Annotated in this window: 1 protein-coding gene; it reads left to right on the top strand. The window is 63.3% G+C overall.

Translation table 11 applies throughout. The features are described 5' to 3' along the window. On the top strand, positions 1-720 hold a 720-nt coding region (locus KTQ37_RS16680), incomplete at its 5' end, for a DNA-methyltransferase (RefSeq protein WP_218631632.1). Positions 721-777 lie beyond the last annotated feature (57 nt).

Below are 777 nucleotides of genomic sequence, written 5' to 3'. Positions count from 1 at the left end.
CATGTGCGCACGGGCGAAACAGGTAGTCATCGCGAGTTCGCCATGGGTGTGGGTGAGATGAGCGCGGCCCAGTTTCGTGACTTTCTGCGTGGCGCGATCCGCCAGAGCTCTGCAAAGCTCATGGACGGCGGGATCAGCATGATCTGCATGGACTGGCGCCATGTTGCCGACCTCATTGAGGCGGGCAAGGCGGAGGGGCTCACGCTCATCAACCTCTGTGTCTGGAACAAGACCAACGGCGGCATGGGCAGTCTCTATCGCTCGAAACACGAGATGATCTGCATCTTCAAGAAGGGCGCCGCGCCGCATGTGAACAATGTCGAGCTTGGCCGTCACGGCCGGTACCGCACAAATGTCTGGGACTATGCGGGGGTCAATACGTTCCGTCGCGGGCGGGCAGCGGACCTCGTGGACCACCCGACGGTCAAGCCGACCGCGCTGGTCGCCGATGCGATCCGCGACGTGAGCCACAAGCGTGAGATCGTACTCGATCCTTTCTCCGGCTCTGGGGCGACGCTGCTGGCAGCCGAGAAGACGGGACGTACGGCGCGGGTGGTCGAGCTGGACCCGCTCTATGTCGATGTTGCGATCCGGCGCTGGCAGGCGCTGACCGGGCAGGAGGCGGTCCTGGCCGAGACCGGTGAGGGTTTCGATGCGCGCGAGGCAGCCCTTCACGTGGAGAGCAACATGGCGGACAAGCCTGCGGAGATGGGGGCCTGAGATGTCGAAGAAAAAGGACGACGATTACGAGGTCGGCTACGGCAAGCCACCGAAACA

Origin of the sequence: Sedimentimonas flavescens (assembly GCF_019264375.1) — a bacterium.
Classification (GTDB): domain Bacteria; phylum Pseudomonadota; class Alphaproteobacteria; order Rhodobacterales; family Rhodobacteraceae; genus Rhodobacter; species Rhodobacter flavescens.
The sequence above is the reverse complement of the archived record's forward strand: the minus strand, read 5'-3'. Positions and strand labels throughout refer to the sequence as shown.